This is a genomic window from Candidatus Hinthialibacter antarcticus (genome assembly GCA_030765645.1).
Lineage (GTDB): Bacteria > Hinthialibacterota > Hinthialibacteria > Hinthialibacterales > Hinthialibacteraceae > Hinthialibacter > Hinthialibacter antarcticus.
The window spans coordinates 1-17,015 of sequence record JAVCCE010000040.1; the positions used below are offsets into that span (position 1 = coordinate 1).

General features: G+C 48.6%; 14 protein-coding genes. 8 read left to right on the top strand and 6 right to left on the bottom strand.

Annotated elements, in window-relative coordinates; translation table 11 throughout:
• Positions 1 to 936: 936 nt before the first annotated feature.
• The 4 genes from P9L94_09785 to P9L94_09800 all read right to left on the bottom strand — a co-directional run bounded on the left by P9L94_09785 (position 937) and on the right by P9L94_09800 (position 5,849).
• Positions 937 to 2,121, bottom strand: coding sequence for a tyrosine-type recombinase/integrase (locus P9L94_09785; protein ID MDP8244359.1), 1,185 nt, complete (start codon positions 2,119 to 2,121; stop codon positions 937 to 939).
• Positions 2,122 to 2,461: 340 nt separating this feature from the next.
• Positions 2,462 to 4,729 (bottom strand): nitric-oxide reductase large subunit, encoded by a 2,268-nt coding sequence (locus tag P9L94_09790; protein ID MDP8244360.1) that lies wholly within the window; start codon positions 4,727 to 4,729, stop codon positions 2,462 to 2,464.
• Positions 4,730 to 4,762: 33 nt separating this feature from the next.
• Positions 4,763 to 5,371: a hemerythrin domain-containing protein gene (locus P9L94_09795; GenBank protein MDP8244361.1), complete on the bottom strand. Its 609-nt coding sequence runs from the start codon at positions 5,369 to 5,371 to the stop codon at positions 4,763 to 4,765.
• A 58-nt stretch (positions 5,372 to 5,429) separates the two neighbouring features.
• Positions 5,430 to 5,849: an Rrf2 family transcriptional regulator gene (locus P9L94_09800; protein MDP8244362.1), complete on the bottom strand. Its 420-nt coding sequence runs from the start codon at positions 5,847 to 5,849 to the stop codon at positions 5,430 to 5,432.
• Between the two features lie 169 nt (positions 5,850 to 6,018).
• Here P9L94_09800 and moaC point away from each other — a divergent pair, with 169 nt between their 5' ends.
• On the top strand, positions 6,019 to 6,516 hold the full coding sequence (gene moaC / locus P9L94_09805; protein MDP8244363.1) for a cyclic pyranopterin monophosphate synthase MoaC: 498 nt from the start codon (positions 6,019 to 6,021) through the stop codon (positions 6,514 to 6,516).
• Entirely contained in the window at positions 6,503 to 7,441 is a 939-nt protein-coding gene (locus P9L94_09810) for a molybdopterin-binding protein (GenBank protein ID MDP8244364.1), read from the top strand. Before moaC ends, P9L94_09810 begins: the two co-directional genes overlap by 14 nt.
• 38 nt (positions 7,442 to 7,479) lie before the next feature.
• Here the strand turns inward: P9L94_09810 and P9L94_09815 are convergent, their stop codons facing one another.
• Both P9L94_09815 and mobB read right to left on the bottom strand, forming a co-directional pair.
• Positions 7,480 to 8,694: a molybdopterin molybdotransferase MoeA gene (locus P9L94_09815; GenBank protein MDP8244365.1), complete on the bottom strand. Its 1,215-nt coding sequence runs from the start codon at positions 8,692 to 8,694 to the stop codon at positions 7,480 to 7,482.
• A 4-nt stretch (positions 8,695 to 8,698) separates the two neighbouring features.
• On the bottom strand, positions 8,699 to 9,751 hold the full coding sequence (gene mobB / locus P9L94_09820; protein MDP8244366.1) for a molybdopterin-guanine dinucleotide biosynthesis protein B: 1,053 nt from the start codon (positions 9,749 to 9,751) through the stop codon (positions 8,699 to 8,701).
• A gap of 97 nt (positions 9,752 to 9,848) precedes the next feature.
• On the opposite strand from mobB, the gene moaA reads away from it, so the two are divergent.
• The 6 genes from moaA to P9L94_09850 all read left to right on the top strand — a co-directional run bounded on the left by moaA (position 9,849) and on the right by P9L94_09850 (position 17,015).
• Positions 9,849 to 10,865 carry a GTP 3',8-cyclase MoaA gene (moaA, locus tag P9L94_09825; protein ID MDP8244367.1) on the top strand — a complete coding sequence of 339 codons (1,017 nt, stop codon included), beginning with the start codon at positions 9,849 to 9,851 and terminating at the stop codon, positions 10,863 to 10,865.
• A gap of 112 nt (positions 10,866 to 10,977) precedes the next feature.
• The gene (locus P9L94_09830; GenBank protein ID MDP8244368.1) at positions 10,978 to 11,508 is read left to right on the top strand and encodes an Rrf2 family transcriptional regulator; all 531 of its coding nucleotides are present in this window, start codon (positions 10,978 to 10,980) and stop codon (positions 11,506 to 11,508) included.
• A 15-nt stretch (positions 11,509 to 11,523) separates the two neighbouring features.
• Entirely contained in the window at positions 11,524 to 13,431 is a 1,908-nt protein-coding gene (locus P9L94_09835; protein MDP8244369.1) for an FAD-dependent oxidoreductase, read from the top strand.
• The gene (locus tag P9L94_09840; protein ID MDP8244370.1) at positions 13,416 to 13,886 is read left to right on the top strand and encodes a Rieske 2Fe-2S domain-containing protein; all 471 of its coding nucleotides are present in this window, start codon (positions 13,416 to 13,418) and stop codon (positions 13,884 to 13,886) included. The genes P9L94_09835 and P9L94_09840 overlap by 16 nt, the downstream gene beginning before the upstream one ends.
• 11 nt (positions 13,887 to 13,897) lie before the next feature.
• Positions 13,898 to 15,445, top strand: coding sequence for a cytochrome b N-terminal domain-containing protein (locus P9L94_09845; GenBank protein ID MDP8244371.1), 1,548 nt, complete (start codon positions 13,898 to 13,900; stop codon positions 15,443 to 15,445).
• A gap of 61 nt (positions 15,446 to 15,506) precedes the next feature.
• The gene (locus P9L94_09850) at positions 15,507 to 17,015 is read left to right on the top strand and encodes a c-type cytochrome (GenBank protein MDP8244372.1); all 1,509 of its coding nucleotides are present in this window, start codon (positions 15,507 to 15,509) and stop codon (positions 17,013 to 17,015) included.

Consider the following 17,015-nt stretch of genomic DNA (forward strand, 5'->3'; position numbering starts at 1 on the left):
AAAGCCAAAGTAATCAGTCATCGTTGCTATGGATTCAGGACGGCGAAAACCTACATCCTGGCTCTTTATCATGGACTCGGTAATCTTCCTGAACCCAAACTCGTGCACAAATTCTTGTGAGGAGCCAAAAATATATTAGATCAAAATTTTGGAGCATAGCGAAAGTGATTTGAAGATTATGGATACGAAAACGATTCAAACGAAAAACTCACAGCCAGCGTCGTTTCATATCAATCGGCGCCGTTTTATTCAAACCGAAGCGGCAAGCATCGCCATGTCTTCACTTCATGCGAATGTAGTCCCGCACAATCTCTTCATACGGTTCTACCGTACTGCGCATATGGCGGGGACGCGTGGGGGGAATCAGGGCTTGTCCCAATTCTTCCAATGAAGGTAATGGTTTGGCGGCATCCAAAAAACCATGTTCAGACGCTAAACGACGGTATTTCTTGACCGTATTCTTAGACATTTGCAGGGTGCGGGATATCGTACGGGGTCCCCTCTCCCTGTCGAAAACGGTAGATCAATTCCCGAATTTCATTCATATGCAGTTTCTCCATGACCCCCTCCACATCCTCTTGGATATGGAGACTTTGACCGTCTGTGGGGTTTAAACCAGACGACCGGACAGGTGGGTCACACTGGGTGAACATGTGTGGGTCACTCCGCCGGTCATTGACGGGTCACACTGGATGACTACGGGCGGGTCATACTACTGCGGCAAATGACAACAAGTCGCATATAATAAGAAACCCCGCCAACCAATCCTGGGGCTACTCAGGTCGCAGACCAGGTTCACGGCGGGGTTCCCCTAAATCAAGCGACATCGTGAACCCTGAGTCGATCACTGATAGCGCCGCTGATTCTTGGATATCATATCTTGTCGTTTTTTAAACATCAATTTATAAGTCGGCTGTGTTGTGATTAATTGTATTCTCAAGCCGACTTTTCTTGTTTGATCTTTTGCAGGCTGATGATTTTATCACCGGTCTGGTTTATTGCTTCGCGAATAGGATCATCTTTGAAGCGGGCGTAGACGGTTTCAGTCACTCGAATCGAACGATGGCCGATGGCTTTTGAGGCGATCTCGAGCGGTATCTTGTCATTCGCCATGTACGATACGAATGTTCTGCGAAGATCATGAATTCTCAAGTCATCAATTCCAGCGCGTTTTTTTATTCGCCTCCAAGGTATGTCCATATTAACACTTGGCTGGCCCACTTTAGTTGGACTGGGGAACACAAAGAGGTTATCTACCAAGCGAGGAATTTCATTCAATACTCTTATTGAATGATCAGACAGAGGCTTTGTCTCTGAGTAGCCGCTTTTGGTATCCGCGAAATAAACTGAAGATTTTTTGAAATCAATTTGAGACCATTTCAGATTTTGGAGTTCGCCTTTTCTCATTCCTGTTAAGATCAATAAAGTGAAGAAAGATCGATAATAGATATTTGGGTCTTCACTGATTGCATTCAACAGTTTCAGAAATTCATCACCATCGCTAAGCCATCTTTCACGAGGCTTTTCTTTGTACTTTTCAACGTCACGGCATGGATTAATATGTGTCTCAGGCAGATAGTCTGCCCCCCTGCCGAATTCAAACAATTTGCTAAGTAATGCCAAGATTCGATTGGCCTCATACGGTGATTTTATGCCAATCTCACGATGTTTTTTCATAATATCAGAGCGCTTCAATGACAGCGCTGCCCTTTTACCGGTACGGGGTAAAACATGGCTGTTAATTCTTCGTCCGTCTTCTTTCCAAGACTTCTTTCGCGGTTTAGCGTATTCAGCCATGTAGTAAATACAAAGTTGCTCTATGGTCAATAAACGCTCTTTGTTTTTCTTCTTTTGTTCGATTGGATCAACACCGCCAGCTATATCACCAAATTTCTCTTTGGCGACGTTTCGGGCTTTGACCAGCGAGACTTTTGGAAACTGACCTATAGTCATAAATCTCTGCTTGCTTCCGCAGCGGTATTGAATTATCCACGACTTTGAATTTGTCGGATGAATGCGAAGTCCAAAGCCTTGGACTTGGTCATCCCAGATTATGTATGTGCCCTTTTTATCTTTGGGGGATTCCGTTCGTAGAAGTTCTTTCATTGTGAATTTGGGCATCTTATTAAACTCCTGGGAATCATAATCAGTTTGTTGTTACTCACGAAATAACGAGGCTAGACAGTATGAATTCTATTTGCAGAAAATATCTGATTACAACAACTCTTTTTTAGTAATAGCATTAAATTATGCTCTTTATACATTCGGCTACTTGTCTTTGACTTGCTTCCTAATCGGTGTTGGTTTTGCCTTTTGGGCAGTTTCTATTTTATCTACCGCCCAACTCGGTGCATAACCAACGGCGCGGGCATATCGTCTTCGATCACATAAAATATAAAATTGGTGAGCAACTTTTCGCTGCTCACCAATTTCAAATGAATCAATGATGCCTTGGAATTTTTTATTTGAACTCTATTTTGGCGGTTTTGTCGATTGACCAACCTGCTTTCAAACCGAAAACAAACCATGCGAGAGCAAAAATTCCGATAGCGAATATTGTGTCGCCAATGACGCGCAACCAGCGCAACGTATCCATGAGAGGCGTACCCATGAATTCCGCCGAACGCGCATACCACATTCCATATTCTATGCTCGCTTGGGTTTGCATTAAGCCGCGAGGTAAATCAGACAACAGGACCATCAAGGCAAGGCCGATATTAATAGACCAGAACCCAAAAGCCAGCCATTTGGTTTTCCATTGCTGTCTTGAGGCCATCCCTCTTAAACAGAATAGCATGAGGCCAATTCCCAGAATTCCATACACGCCAAACAGGGCGGTATGTCCATGCACCGCTGTTGTGTTTAATCCCTGCATATAATACAGAGCGATAGGCGGATTGATGAGAAATCCGAATAAACCGGCGCCAACCAAATTCCAGAATGCAACCGCAATAAAACAATAAATTGGCCACTTGTAATCTTTGATCCATTCTTTGGCGCGGCTGAGTTCCAGATTTTCATACGCTTCAAATCCAATTAACACCAATGGGACAACTTCGAGAGCGCTGAAAGTCGCGCCCAGAGCCAGGATTGCAGTTGGCGTTCCTGTAAAATACAGGTGATGGAATGTCCCGATGATTCCGCCGGATAGAAATATGATGCAGGAAAATAAAACGGCGGCAGTTGCTGTTGTAACGCGAAGCAACCCCATGCGCGTGAATAAAAACGCAATCACGACGGTCGCAAACACTTCAAAGAACCCTTCCACCCAAAGGTGGATGACCCACCAGCGCCAGTATTCCGCAATCGCGAGATGAGTTTGGCGCCCCCACATAAAGCCCGCGCAGTAAAATAATGCGATTGCCAGGCTGGAGATGAAGAAAAGCACCAGCAGGTGGCGGTTGGCGCCGGGTTGTCTGAGCGCCGGCCAAAGTGCACGACCCATTAATCCAAGCCAGACGAACAAGCCGACGCAGAGAAATATCTGCCAGAAACGGCCTAAATCAACATATTCATATCCTTGATGCCCAAACCAGAAGTTGGCGACCAAGCCCATTTCCTGTCTCGTTCCATACCATGTTCCAAATAGCGTTCCGCCAACAATAATCACCAGGCAGATAAAAAGAAAATTCACTCCCGCCCGTTGGAATTTTGGTTCATGGCCTGATACGGCGGGTGCGACAAATAAACCCGTCGCCAGCCAGGCGGTTGCGATCCAGAATATCGCCAGTTGCGTGTGCCAGGTTCGTGTTACTGCGTAAGGCAGATACTCCGCTAGTGGAAATCCATAAAAGCCGGAGCCTTCTACGCCATAATGGGCGGTGACAATGCCCATGATTATCTGCAAAACGACCAATGCCATCACGACCCAGAAATATTTTAACGTCGCCATCATTGATGGGGTTGGGTTCAATCCCAAAAGCGGGTCCTGGTCAGGTAGAGGATCATCATCTTCGGGTTGGTGTTTTAAGGTGGCGTTATACCAGACCAGGGCGCCGATGCCTGCTAACAAAACGACGACGCTGATGATGGACCAGAACAAAATTGCTGTGGTGGGTTGATTGTCAATAAGTGGTTCCGGCGGCCAATTATTCGTATAGGTAATCTCGCTGCCGGGGCGATTGGTTGCGCAGGCCCAAGCGGTCCAAAAGAAGAACGCATTCATCATTGCCTGACGCTCAGGGTCTTTGATCACTTTGGCTTGCAGGGCGTAGGCTTCCCGCAATTCACTCAACGATGGATCGCCGCCGAACAGTTTTGCATAGTGGTCTGAGACGGCCGCTATGGCTTGAGCCCGCAATGGAGAAACGACCAATTGGTTGGTATCTTGATTAAAGGTATTCGCGCGTAATTCATTTTTTAACCGGGCTTGCAAACCGGCCATTTGGACAGAGTCGAGGTCTTTATAAGACGCGCTTCCTAATTCATTGTTGCTCCAAAAATCCAAAATCCATTCCGATTCACGGTGCAGCCAATCCGCCGACCAGTCAGGCGCTTGATATGATCCGTGGCCCCATATACTTCCCATTTGATGGCCGCCGGTCGACTGCCATATATTCTGTCCATCCCGAATGTCTTGCCCAGTGAATAGAACGGTTCCTTCCGTTGTAATCACTTGGTCAGGGATTGGCGGGGCTTGACGATAGATTTCGTATCCGTAATAGCCTAAGACTGCGAATGAGGCGATGTTGACAATGGCAAGAGCAAACCACAGTTTCTTGTAATTCATTATTTCCTCCAATTAAATTAAATATGTACTGAATTAGTTGTGGTTGCATCCACACCCGCACGAACTGTCTTGCGCCTCTTTTACGATAGAGACGTTGTAATGAGTGGCAAGAGTGTTTGCCAGCGCGATATACGATTCATGCACACCTTCGCCTATTTCTTTTTCTTCAACATGGGTAAATGAATTCATCATGTCTGCGCACGCTTTTTCATCGAGCGCTTCATCCGCCATTGGAAACAGACAATGGTCTTCTTTCTGAATGTGTTCTCTCAGAAGATGTATATAACCTTCCGCATTTCTGACAAAATTGTCCAATGCGTCCTCGTTTCCCTTTGCCGCTTCAGGAGTCGATTCAAACATATTTTTAACAAAATTGCGGCCTTGATCATGCTCATAAAACATGACTCCAGTCGGCCCTCCATCACGGGCAAATCCACGCGCTTCCAAAGCAGGAAACAAGTGTCCTTCTTCTTTTCCATGATGGCACTTGTCGGCAAAATTTCTGAAAAAATCAATTGCTTGAAAGGCGCGCTCTTCATCCAGAATTTTTTCGCTGGCGGCTTGTTGGGCCATGGCCTCCAGGCAGTTTAAGACCTGTTCGATGATGCGGTGTTCTTGCATTAATAATTCGGTGGCTTTCATAATTGCTCTCCTTAAATCGTATAACAGCATGTTGTTATACGTAATTGGCCTAATTTTTTCACAACGTGTTGATGACATTGTGGTCTTGTATTAAATCTGCGATGGACGTGTTTGTAACAAATTTCATATACTGATTTCGCACTTTATCCCATTTTGCATGGAGCGCGCATGGGTTTTCGTCTGAGCATTGATGGCGTCCCAAAAAGCACCCATTCCAACGGTCGATGTGGTCGATAGGGTTAATAATATCCAGCAGCGAAATTTTCTTGGGGTCTTTCGCCAATCGAAACCCGCCTCCCATACCTTTTTGTGAAATGACATAGCCTTCACGCGAAAACATTTGAAGCAATTTGCCCAGGTAATTTCGCGGCGCTCCAATACTGTCCGCAATCGCGCCTGCCCCTGCGTAGGCGCCTTCGGGAAGTTCCGCCAGCGTTACCATCGCTTTAATCGCATGAATGCCGGTTTTTGAGATCATTGACCACCTGTTAAAATGTAATAACATGTCATTATACGATTACAAGAAAAAGCGTCAAGTGAAAAGTGTGAAAATTACAATTTTTGGAGGCTTCGCTGGAAACGTAGTAAAAAAATTGAATAAGGATAAAACTAGAAATCTAAAATTGAAGAAAGCGATTGGTTAAATCATGCAAACACCATTTACGCATATTTCACCGGAAGGCGAAGCCAGGATGGTCAATGTCGGGGCCAAGGCCGCTGCGAAGCGGAGCGCTGTCGCTGAAGCCTGGGTAACGGTCGGGCCTGCCGTGTCAGAAATATTACACAAACAAGTCGGCCTTACCAAAGGGAATGTGATCGAAACCGCGCGGCTGGCTGGTATCATGGGAGCGAAGCGCACTGCCGATTTAATTCCGTTATGCCATCCTCTCGCCATTGAAGTGGTGGACGTTAAAGCGGAACTCATCAAAGACCGTATCCGCATCCGGTGCCGGGTTGAGTGTGAAGCGAAAACGGGCGTGGAGATGGAAGCCATGACAGCAGCGTCCATCGCGGCGCTGACTGTTTATGATATGGTAAAGTCCGCCGAAAAAGGCGTTGAAATCGGGCCGATCCGGTTGCTTGAAAAACATGGCGGCAAATCAGGAGACTGGTTTAGAGAGGCGGATAAAAATGGGGACGATTGAATGTCTCTGCATCAGTGAAGCGAAGGGGACGACAAAAACCGCACGCGACCATGTCGAGCTAAAAGCGGCGCATGGAATTGTAGGGGACGCCCATGCCGGGCCTTGGCACCGCCAAGTGAGCATTCTGGCCAACGAAGATATCGAAACAATCCGAAAAAAAGGGCTTCCTGATCTGGCTCCCGGCGCCTTCGCTGAAAATATTATTGTCAATGGAGTTGATCTCTCAACGCTGGGGTTAGGTTCGAGGTTGCAACTGGGCGGGCAAGTTGCGCTGTCGATTACGCAAATTGGAAAAGTATGCCATTCGCGATGCCAGATTTTCCACAAAACTGGCGATTGCATCATGCCGCGGCTTGGCCTGTTTGCCCGGGTTGAACAGGGCGGCAGTCTTGAGCGAGGCGCACAAGTGACGGTTCAAAAACACATTGACCGCTCTTGTTTTCAATGCGTCGTTTTGACGATCAGCGACCGTTGTTCGACTGGCGAAACGGTTGATACGGCGGGGCCAGCCGTTGAGAAAATACTTTTGGATAATCTGACGGCCAATATTTATCGTCGAACCATTCTTCCTGATGAGCAGGACCAAATTGAAAACTCATTGAAGCATTATGCGGACGGACACTCAATCGATTTAGTCTTCACCGTCGGCGGGACGGGGTTCAGTCCGCGTGATGTGACCCCGGAAGCGACAAGAAACGTAGTCGAACGGCTAACGCCGGGTTTAAATGAAGCGATGAGGGCCGCCTCGTTGCAGATTACGCCGCGCGCAATGCTTTCCCGGGCGGTTTCTGGCATCAGGCGCTCGACGCTGATTGTCAACCTCCCGGGGTCAAAGCGGGCCGCCGAAGAAAACCTGAGAACGATTCTTCCCGCTTTGTCGCATGGACTCTTGAAACTACGAGGCGACCCAAGCGATTGCGGTTAACGCAGCGCGATTGAAAGCGTATCCGGGAGCATTCTTCGTTATGACGGCCATTGCTTCCAGGGACGAAATTCAACAACAGCGCCTGCTTGGATTTGCCGGGCGTCTTTAGGGACCAACAGAGCGCCGTCCGCCCGTCCGCTGGCGGCGATATCGGCGGAACTTTGCGACTCTACTGGTTCAACGCAAAGATTAGGGCCGTCGAAATGCAAGCGTCCCAACACAAAGCGAAGGCGGTCACCCTTGCTCTCGACCGGATTCGCCAGGACGGCCTGGAATACATGACGGCATTGTTCAATGGGGCGCCCCGCCATTCGCCGGAGGGCAGGCAGCACCAGTTCGTGCAACCCCGTCATTGCGCTGAGTGGGTTGCCCGGTAAGCCAAAGATACATTGGTTTTTGCCTGCGGTCGCAAATAACTGGGGTTTGCCGGGCTTCATTGCGACGCCGTGAAAACGAACCCGCCCCCCCGTTTGTTCAATCGCTTCTTTCACAAAATCGTAGCGCCCTTTTGAAACGCCGCCCGTCAGAATAATCACGTCGTGTTTTTTTAAATTGCGTTGAATGGCGGCTTTAATTTTTGATAATGAGTCTGGGACAATTTGAAATTGGCTTTCAAAACGCCATTCTTGCAACGCAGCCTGTAACATCGGCCCGTTTGAATTTCGCGTTTCGTATGGCTTAACCGACTCATTTGCGCTTCGAAGTTCTTCGCCAGTGCATAAGACCATGATTTTAGGAAAGCGTATGACGGAAACCGATGCGGCCCCGACGGCTGCGCAGACTCCAATCTGAGGTGAACCGATTGGTTCGCCTTTGGGCAGCAAGACTTCTCCCCGGGCGGCGTTTTCTCCGCGTTGAAAGATGTTTGCATTGGGCGGGATTTTTCCCCGGACAATAACGTGATCTTGTTCATCGGAACACTGTTCAACTATGGCGACAGCGTCGGCGCCTTTTGGCAGCATCGCTCCGGTATAGATTCTCGCCGCCTGGCCTTTGCGGATGATGACGTCTGGTTTGTTTCCAGCGGCGCACTCGCCAATGATTGCCAGGCGGCAGGTTTCCGTTGACGCATCCTGCGCCTGGATTGCATACCCATCCATCGCTGAAAGATTGACGGGCGGCAGGTCCCGGTCTGCTTTGATCGGCCTGGCGAGCGTCATGCCCAGGGAGTTGCTGAGATCGACGATTTGCGACGGGAGAGGTTTTACCGCCTGCATGACAGCCTGATAGGCTTGATCGGGTGAAATCAACATAAAGTCAGCCTTTCAATTTTTGTAGCGCGGATTCCCATTCATCCGGCGTATTGCAATTTGTCCAGGCGTCGCGGTGCTCGTAGGGAATATCAACCGTTTTGATTTTGGGATGATTGGCGACCCAGTGAAGAGAGTAGTCTGATTCAACAATTCGTTCTTCAAATAATACGCGCATCGGCGGTTCATAGAGTGCGCCGAGAGGATGTACGCCCCGCTCGTCTTTTGGCAACACCGCCCACACGCCCGTTCGCCTTTGTTCAATCAGCCATTGGAGCGCGGCCCTGGTCATTAAGGGCATGTCGCACGCTAAAAACAACCAGCCCGATTTGCGGTCCCACCGCATTGCAGATAATAGGCCCGCCAACGGGCCTTGAGCATCGCGGGCGTCGGGAACGGTCAAACCGGAGTACCCCGGTTGTTCGCCAATCAGAACCGTCGCGGCGGTTTGAGCACTAGATGCGGTTTGTCGCAAATGGTCTACCAACGATACATCGTTCATCTGCAACGCGTATTTATCGCGTCCCATTCGCTTGCTTTTTCCACCGATTAGAATTCCTGCGTTAAGAGCAAGCGCGGCCCATTCATTTTGGAGCCGCTCAAAAATGATCTGTTCACATCGGTCTAAGCGCGCTTCATCAAACGGTATGGAGGCAATCACATTTTCGAGATTATCTGGCGGTTGTTTTCCATCGGGGTGTGCAAGCCAGAGTTTTGGCCAGGGCGAACTTTTATGGCCTTCGAGCAAAAAAATATCAGCCGTCGCGGCATTTGATTCAATCAACCCTTTTATGGATACTGGTGAATTCGCCTTCATCCGTAAAAAGAGTTGTTCGTTGTCATGGGCAATGACGGCGTGTGCGCCTGCCTGCCAAAAACGGCCGGTATCTTTTTGGGGAGAGTCGAGTTTTAAGTGGTGAGAATCATGCTTGACGATTCCAACCAGAAGGCCCCGGTTTTGCAATCGACCGATCAGCCGTTCCAGCACCCAGGTTTTGCCCGAGCCGCTCCACCCGCAGATCGCAATACTATGAGGCCATGAGGATTGAGTCGTTGACATGGAAAGATTCTAGAGTAGATTTTTTATGTTTCCAAGACAGCAGAACGGCTAAATTGCATTAGAGTGCGCACCCGCTACAATAACCGGGGCTGTATTAATGCTCGAAAGGGACTCGATGGAATCACAGTGCGGGCGTTCTTCACTGGTTGACCGTTTTGGTAGGTCGCATACTTACCTGCGCGTTTCGGTTACGGACCGATGCAACTTCCGTTGCATTTATTGTATGCCGAAAAAAGGCGCCCAACTGTCGCCGCGAAGTGAAATTCTCACCTTTGATGAGATTGAACGAGTGGTGCGTTTATTTTCTCAAGTTGGTATTTCCAAAGTCCGTTTTACCGGCGGCGAGCCGTTAGTCAGAAAAAACGTCACCGAGCTGATAGCCAATGTTCGTCGAATTCAAACCATAGAGACGATCGGCGTCACCACCAATGGCGTGTTGTTGAACCAATACGCTGCCGCTCTCAAAGAAGCAGGAGTTGACTTACTGAACGTGAGTTTAGATTCGCTTGATGAGAAGCGGTTTCAATTTCTCAGCGGGTCGCAAAATCTCAAAGATGTTCTCGCTGGAATACACGCAGCGTTAAAAATCGGCTTTAAACAAGTTAAGTTAAATGTCGTCATCATCAAAGAAGTCAATGAAGAAGAACTCTGTGGTTTTATTGATTACTTTCATGGATATCCTATCGAACTGCGTTTCATTGAATACATGCCGTTTTTAAAACAGAAATGGGACGAATCGCATCTCGTACCCTGGACAATCATGCGGGACAGAATTCAAAAGCAATACGATCTGGCGCCGATGGAATCTGCTCACCCCGTTTCAGTCGCAAAGTTATTTCAGATTCAGGGAAGCGAACTTCGCGTTGGCTTTATCTCGACAATGAGCGAGCATTATTGCAACGATTGCAACCGCCTGCGCCTGATGGCGGACGGGTCGATCAAATCGTGTTTATTCAAAACGCCTGAGAGCAATATTCGAGACTTATTGCGCTCGAGGGCGAGCGATAGAGAAATACAAGCCTTAATTGCGTCAGTGGTCGAAACCAAGACGCTTGCGCGGCCGCCGATAGACCCGGCCTCGCCGAATTCGCCGATGGTCAAAATCGGTGGCTAAACCTGCCTGTTTTTCCTACATCCTATTCATTGCTCCCCAATGATTTATCTCTGTTAAGTCATTCTCTCATTCTCATTTTTTATTTTCACTATTTTGATTAATTACTAGAAAAGTGCTTGACAATGTATTTGATTGTGGATTAAACTGCAATAAATCAGATAATACTTATCTCTATTATATGACTATGCTAAATCAAACGACTGAAATTTCGATAAAAACTTTGATTTATTTAACTTTAAGAACTTTAGACGCCCCTGTGTCTCCTAAAGTTCTTGCTGAGGAATTAAATGAATCTCCCTCGTATTTGGCAAAAATCACGGGTCTTTTGGTGAAAGCGGGCATCTTGCGCGCTCATCGCGGCGTAAGCGGCGGCGTAACCCTGTTCAGACAACCAGAAGATGTGACCTTGCTCGAAATTGTTGAAGCGTGCCAGGGGAAATTATTAGGGGATTACTGCAAAGAAACCGATCAGATTGAAGATACATGCGGGTTTCATCAGGCAATGTATCAAGTGCATAAATCAACGACTGAGATTCTTAATCAATGGAAATTGTCTGATTTGGCGCGAAAGCCTGATGCGGTTGAACATTCGGATTGCCGTATGTTGGGCGTTTGTCCAAAAGCGGCAATCTTAAAGCGATAGGGAGCGTTAGCGCAAATGGAAAACACTTTTCCATCCAATGTGACTGTCCCCAATTTTGAGTATTGGCGCGAGCAGATCAAATGCCAAAATGCTTGTCCTGTCCACACTGATGCGCGTGGGTATATTCGCGCCATTGCCGATGGAAACGAAGAGTTGGCGTACTTAATTGCGCGCGGACCGAATCCGTTGGCGTCGATCTGCGGAAAGATATGCGGCGCCCCCTGCGAAGAAGCCTGTCGGAGGGGCGATTACGATGAACCCATTTCGATCCGTCAATTAAAGAATTATGTGTGTGAAAAATTCGGGCCTGAATCCTCGCCCGATGCTCCTGCGCGGTTAATTGAATTTTTGAAGGAAGCCGCAAGCAAACACCCGTCCCGGCAATGCCAAGGTCAGAACGAACTGCTGCCGATGTTGCAATCTCTCATGCAATCAGAAATTCAACCGGTGAATAATGCGAGCGTGGGCATTATCGGCAGCGGGCCTGCTGGTTTGGCTGCAGCCCATGATCTCGCCTTGTTGGGTTTTCAGGTAACCATTTACGAAATGGAGCCGGTGTTGGCGGGGATGTTGACCGTCGGCGTACCGGAATACCGGCTGCCGCGCGAAGTGATCGAAGCGGAAGTGAATGTTATTTTGGCTATGGGCGTGACAGCGGTCACGAATTGTTGTGTTGGTAAGGACATTACATTTTCCGAATTAAGAGTACGGCACAATGCGGTTATTGTCGCGGTCGGCGCCAAAAAATCCCGGCCGCTGCCGATCCCCGGCGCGAACGCCCCCGGCGTCTACGGCGGCGTTGAGTTTCTGCGAGAAGTTTGTCTGGGGCGCTTTCCTCAGATGGGCAGACGGGTGGTCGTCATCGGCGGCGGCAATGTTGCTTATGACGTTGGTCGTACTGTCTTGCGCCAAATATCCATTGACGCTGCACGAACAGCAAGACGCTCACCGGGCGTCGGTGAAGTGCATTTATGCTCATTGGAATCGTTAGACGAGATGCCTGCGGATGACGTTGAAATTATTGAGGGAGACGAAGAAGGCATCAAACGGTTAAACAGTTTAGGGCCATCAGAAATTATTGTTGATGACTCAGGTAAGGTCATCGGCGTTGAATTCAAAAAATGTGTACGCGTGTTCAATGAAAAAGGACGTTTCGATCCTCTTTTTAATGAAAACGATATTCATATTATTGAATGCGATTCGGTGCTGGTTTCGATCGGACAGCAATTTGACTTGTCGTTTATTGATCCTATACGTCACGGCTTGAAGCTGCTGCCGAACGGCGCGTTGGAGTGCAACTCCATCGATGGAAAAACCAAGAGCCCGGATGTGTATGTCGCGGGCGACCTCGCCTACGGTACAAAACTTCTGATCCATGCGGTGGCATCGGGCAAATCGGTTGCGCGAGCGATTTACGCTTCAGTCACAGGTCAAACTTTATCGCAACGTCAAACAGAACTCCACTTTCCTTTAACGAATTACTACCGCGAAGAAAGTTTTGAAAAACAGCCGCGAGTGGAGCCGCACAAAACGTCTGTCGCTGAACGCTTACAGTCTCAATCAAAAGTGGTGGAACAATCGCTTACCCAGGAACAGGCGCGATGTGAGGCGGGCCGTTGCCTGGATTGTGGAATTAACACGATTTTTGACGGTGAAAAATGTATTTTGTGCGGGGGCTGCGTAGATGTCTGTCCCGAACGGTGTCTTCGAATTGTTTCTGCGTCGCGCTTGGCGGACGGAGAAGACATTGGGGCGGTGTTAGACAATCAGTTGCAAGATTTCCCAATGGAGCAAGCCTCCGCCATCATTAAAGATGAAACGATTTGTATTCGCTGCGCCTTATGCGCAGAGCGGTGCCCAACGGGCGCCATCACTATGGAACGCTTTCATTTCGAGGTGAATTCATCATGTCAGACCGTTTAGCCCCTAAACCGATTCCAAGACGTGATTGGCTTGGATTGACCGGACTCTGGGCCGCCGGATTCGCCATTTTCAGTTCGATGGTTGGAATGGCGCGTTTGCCCAAGCCGCGCGTGACCCCGGAGGCTTCCAGTATTTTCAGAATTGGCAGCCCGACGGAACTTCCGGTGGGCAGCGAAAAGGTGATTGCAGACATCAACATGCGCGTCATCTCTACGCCGCAGGGAATCGCAGCGATGTCATTGATTTGCACTCATCTGGGCTGCATTGTTCAACCCTCTACTCAAGGTTTTGTTTGCCCATGTCACGGCTCGAAATTTGATCGTGATGGAAACGTAAAAGGTGGGCCTGCGCCAAGGCCATTGATGTGGAACCAGGTATCTCAAGCGGCGAGCGGCGAATTGATTGTCGATACCTCTGTTGAAGTAGAAGCCGGACAATTCTATCAAATCGTTTAAGGGGAAGAGCAATGTCCAGCACCGGATTTCAACTTTTTTGGACAAATTTAAAAACATTGCCACAATCATTTCACCATGCGGTGTTTCGTCATGGTGCGCCAACGTCTGACCGCGCCCGTTCGCAATCCGTCTTCTCTAATTTTTTCTTGCACATACATTCGGCAAGGGTCCGGCCCCATTCATTGAAACTTACGACCACCTGGGGATTGGGCGTTTCTCTGATCGCTCAGTTCGTCATTTTGTCGGTAACCGGCATTCTACTGATGGTGTATTACAAGCCGTCTATTGATATGGCTTACGATTCGATTAAAGACATTCATTACGTTGTTCCAACCGGGCGTTTTCTTCGCAACATCCATCGTTGGGCGGCCCATTTGATGGTCTTTACGGTAATCTTGCACATGGCGCGGGTGTTTTACACCGCCGCTTATAAATCGCCGCGTGAATTTAATTGGCTGCTAGGCATGGTGTTATTTATTTTAACGCTTGCATTGTCTTTTACCGGCTACTTGCTGCCCTGGGACCAGTTGGCTTATTGGGCGATTACGATTGGCGCCAACATTGCCGCTTCACCGAATGAGTTAGTGTATGCGTTGGGGCTGCCTTCTTCGATGAATGTTGGAGACCTGCAGAAAGAACTACTGCTTGGGTCTTCAACCGTCGGTCAAGACGCTTTGATCCGCTTTTATATGCTACATGTCGTTGTGCTTCCTATCGCACTCGCCGTACTGGCTGCCGTTCATATCTGGCGCATCCGAAAAGACGGCGGCTTGGCGAACCCGAATGGAACGCTTTCACCAACAGGAAAAGGCGTTGGGACATCAACCCCAGAACTTCAGAGCGCCAAAAGTGCGCCTACAAAAACCTATGGCTTAATGTGTCTCGTGAAAGACAAATCGCCGCAGACGGATGCAAATCCTGACGAAACGGCGCCCAGTTGGCCCTATTTGTTACGAGCGGAACTATTGGTTTTCATGGTTGTGATGTTGGTCTGCGTACTGTTGGGATTATTATTTGACGCTCCATTGACCGAACCTGCCAACCCAAGCGTACCGGAGAACCCTGCGAAAGCGCCTTGGTATTTTCTTGGCTTACAGGAGATGGTTTCTTATTCCGCCTTTGTTGGCGGGATGCTGGTTCCGTCCATTGTTATTTTTGGTTTGGCGATGATTCCGTTTCTTGATAAAGAATCTGAGCCGGGCGGCGTTTGGTTCACTAGAATGGAAGGTCGGCGGATTGCGTATTTGTCCGTATTGTTCGGCTCGTTATGCGCCGTAGCAGCGGTGGCGTTTCCCGTTTCGTTCGGCTGGTTGCGCGAATGGTTTCCTTCGATTCCGCAATTGTTCATTATCATTATCAACCCCGGAAGTTTATTGACGGCGGCTTACGCTGGCTGGTCTTTGTATATCCTTCATACCACCAAATCGACCCGGATGAGCGCGATTGCTTTGTTCACTTGTTTTCTGGTGGGCTTTATCATTTTGACTTATGTTGGCACCTATTTGCGTGGGCCGAACTGGGCCTTCTATTGGAGCCAGTCACAGTGGCCTAAGCATTAATGTTCGTTGTTAAATCGAAAAAAAGCGCCGGTTGCGGCTTACTAAGATTCGAGGTTCAGCCATGGATGTGAATAACATCAAACAGATGGATCAAAAAGTAAAATGGGCGCTTGTCATCGTCAGTCTGTTGACTTTGGCGGTTTTAATTATCGCTGCCGTATCCGAGAATGTGCTCGCTTCCTGGCGCATGATACGTCTTGGCTATGTCGGGATATTGAATGAACAAGCGACCGATGAGCGCGGTCGGGCCATTGCCGACCAATTTGAAATACGGATCGTACAAAACTATCTCCCGACTTTAGAAGCCGTCGACCGTTGCGTTACATGCCATCCTGGCATTGACGATCCCCGAATGATAGACGAGAAACAACCTTACAAGGCGCACTCTGGCGAATATCTGACTCAACATCCTCCCGAAAATTATGGTTGTACCATTTGTCACCGGGGGCAGGGTCGCGCCCTGGTGTTTGAAGAGGCAAAGGGTGAAGAGAGCCATTGGGATTATCCACTCTTACCGATCAATTTAACTCAATCCGCTTGTGGGTTGTGCCACTCGTCGGATGAAGTCAAAGACCGGGGCGGCGAACTCTACGCGCTGGGCAAAGAACTCTTTACGGATAAAGGTTGTTATTCATGCCACAACCTGCGCGGTGTGGGCGGCAACATGGGGCCTGCATTGGACCCGATTGGATTAAAAATCAAACAGATGCTCCCTATGGTCAATGTCGAAGGGCCGCATACGCTCCCGCAATGGCTGAAAGAACATTTTGAAGATCCGCAGAAAATCGTCGTCGGCAGCCAGATGAAACCGCCGCAGCTGAGCGGAGAAGAAATTGAAGCGTTGACGACGTATATGCTGTCATTGCAAGAGCGTGAAATCTCACGCGCCTATTTGACGGCGGGAAAATTGTTGGAACTGTACAAACAAGAACATCCCGAACCTGCCTCCGGCGAAGAACTTTATGTGCGTTATTGCTCTAGTTGTCATGACACGGGCGAATATGCGCGGTACGACAAGTTCTATCAGAAATTTTTCCCAGCGGTTCGCGGTAGTGTGTATGTACAGATAGCCTCTAGAGATTATTTAAAACAAAACATTGCGCAGGGGCGTCCTGGAACATTGATGCCTGCTTGGGAGAAAAACTCCGGTGGATTAACGGAAAGTGAAATTGACCGGATCATTGACTATATGCTGGATGTGCAAATTCCCGAACATGAGAAGTTAGATGCTCGAATGGTGCAAGGAACGCAAGACCCGGCCTTCAAAGTAATTGGAGATCAGGCGCGTGGAAAAAAACTGTTTACCAAACATTGTTCGGCCTGCCATTTATCAACTTTGGCGCCGGATTTATTCAACGCCACGTTCCAACAGTCTGCTACGGACGGGTTTGTTTTTACGACGATATTGAAGGGCCGTGAAAATACTCCTATGCCAGGATTCTTTGCACCCGGCAAAGGGGGAATGGGACCGGACGATATCTCTGATTTAACGGCCTATATCCGCAACGCTGCTCAGGCGCCTTCTCAGTCAGGACTCACATTCGCCTTACCGACCAATAACAAGGACTAA